Below are 2,462 nucleotides of genomic sequence, written 5' to 3' on the forward strand. Positions count from 1 at the left end.
ATAGAATATAAAACCTCTTACTCAATTAAGGTAATAGAAAGAAAGTCATCAGGGCAAAAAGTTAGAGAAAGTCCCACATTAACGTTAGCTGATGATGTGATTAAAGGGTTTCAATTTATTAGAAACACGGTGGAAACGAATCACCTTGATACTCGAGGGATTAACGCTAGTTTTTTACCTTCTGTGATTAAAGTATGTGAAGAGCAATTTAAGACGTTGGTTCCATTATCCTCTTCAAAAGAGAGTCGCTACAATTACATACAACGGTCAATTTATGGAGCCATAGCAGTTCATTGGTATTGTCCGGCTGAGATATTGCCCATTGATTACTTAGCTTATATTTATGGTCAAGAAACTATTTTAGAAGGGAAAGGAAAAGTTGCTAAAGAAAACCTAGCCATTAATTTACACTACTTTGATTATCAAATTGGAATCAACCGAAAAAATGTTGATAAAAGATTAGGAATTAAATTAAATGAAAAGGGGGTAGCGGTTCTAGATAAATTTAAGCCAGAAAAGGAGAAATTATCTTCTGATCATCTGGTTTTATCGCCAATTATTTTACCAGAAATCTCCTCATCAAATCTGCCTAATCTATTAGAAAGTGATCAGATAACTATTTTAATGCAAGCTTTAATGAAAGCCACCGATTGTTCTCCATCACAACTTTTATGTTCTCAGATTTTTGAAATGACTGATAAAAATGAGCAATCCCAATTGTATATAAAAACAGGCCAGAAAAAACGCCAATTGCCTTCCACTATTAATTCTGACCTAATTCTTACTGCCGTATCAAAGTTACGAAAATCTCCAACCATACAGGAGTGGCTCAAACTTTCTCCTGATGAAATTGATTCCCACATCCTGGCAAAATAATAACACTGTTGTTTCTTAATTAGTCAATGCCTAGCAAGAAAATTCAAGTTAAAGAATATACCGTTAGAGCCCACCAACGGGAAATACATACCCGTAAGTTTAAATTAGTTTGTTCTTTCTGTTATGAGCCGTGTGAGAGAATAACTTATGCCACAGCTTGTCCTAAATATGGCAATCAATGCAACGATAACAAGACAAAATGTAAGCGATTTAAATTTGAACAGAAACAATAAGTCATGACACAACCTCCCTCACCCCCACAAAAAGCCACACAATACTTACAAGAGTTAGGCGAATATTACCGTGAGTTGATTGACTACCATCAACAAGCTGCTCTCGCGGCAGCCCAACAACTTAGCCACGTCGAAGCTCTACTCTTGAATGATCCGGCATTGCCGACTCAACAAGTTAAATCGTGGTTACTCGATGAATTTGATCACGAGGATGATCTTGAAATAGTGGGTAATGAGAAAAATAAACCTGAAATACAAGAGTTGATCTTACCAAGCGATAAACAACTCAATCAGTTTTTCCGAGAAGAACGAGGGAATATGGTGCAGATTGACTATATTCTGCATCACTTCTTTGATATAGGTGAACAACCCCCACAACATGACCTCAAAGAGTTGCTCACAGAGCAACTGAAAAAAGGTTCCAGTAATCAACTGTGGTCACAAGTTCCTGATGCGCCTGATTGTTGGACTTTTAGCCTCTCAGACTTTGCTGAATTTGCACCTCCTCCAGATAATCCCCTGTTTCCTGAGTTCAAGAGTGAGCTTTTACCAACTAAAAAAGTAGCAGATTTTTTATCAATAAAGCCTGAAAAGATTTACGAAATCAAGAATATTTACGGGTCTGAGTTAATTCAAGGGTCTGATTATTTTCAGAATAATAGAGGTCATTACTTATGGACAGAAAAGGGAGTTAAAAAACTGTCAGACTTAAGAAATCAACTAGACTCAACTCCTCAACCAAAAAACTCGACTTTGCCCTCCTCTCCCCCTCAAATGCTTCCCTCATATAAGGGGTTAGCTATGGAAAAAGCTATCAAAAAATTATTCAACTCTAACCCAGATAGAGAATGGACAATTAGCCAAGTGGTGACAGGAATTTACGGAAACTTAACCAAAACACAAGCGTCCTTCGTTCGAGATAAAATTACTAAAGGTTTATCAAAAGGACATTTAACTGGACTCTGGCGAAGAGTTCCTCGAAAAGTTGGAGTTTATCGACCTAACTAATGATCTCTTCAATTACCGATAAGGGATAAGTTATTCCTTGTTTATCTTCTAACCAATAATTTCCATTTTGGAGAACAACTTTTCCTTTAACCTTCATCGTTCTGGTTACGGGATGGGGAATCAATCCTTCCAATAACTGCCCCACTTCATAATTAGGGGTTTGTTGACGGGGTTTGGATGAAGATGTTTTAAGGTTTTGGTAGAACTCCAGTAGTTGTGAATCACTCAGACGTTTTCTAGAACTTACACCATATTTACTCAGTAAATATTCTTTACCAGTAAGGGTTGACCATCCTAATTGTGCCATCTCATAGTCAATCCGTTTCATTAATTGGGCCCTCTCAA

At 37.1% G+C, this 2,462-nt stretch carries 2 protein-coding genes and 1 pseudogene; 2 read left to right on the forward strand and 1 reads right to left on the reverse strand.

Going from position 1 to position 2,462, the window contains the following annotated elements; translation table 11 throughout:
• Positions 1–876: protelomerase family protein (locus MK115_RS09140; RefSeq protein ID WP_287610904.1), on the forward strand; the 876-nt coding region annotated here is incomplete at its 5' end.
• Positions 877–1,253: 377 nt separating this feature from the next.
• Positions 1,254–2,117, forward strand: coding sequence for a hypothetical protein (locus tag MK115_RS09145; RefSeq protein WP_287610905.1), 864 nt, complete (start codon positions 1,254–1,256; stop codon positions 2,115–2,117).
• On the opposite strand, the pseudogene MK115_RS09150 reads toward MK115_RS09145, so the two are convergent.
• A pseudogene (locus MK115_RS09150) lies at positions 2,110–2,462 on the reverse strand (hypothetical protein); the annotation flags it as partial. The gene MK115_RS09145 and the pseudogene MK115_RS09150 overlap by 8 nt on opposite strands.

Origin of the sequence: Prochlorococcus sp. ALOHA_ZT_50 (genome assembly GCF_022447305.1) — a bacterium.
In the GTDB taxonomy this organism is placed as follows: domain Bacteria; phylum Cyanobacteriota; class Cyanobacteriia; order PCC-6307; family Cyanobiaceae; genus Prochlorococcus_A.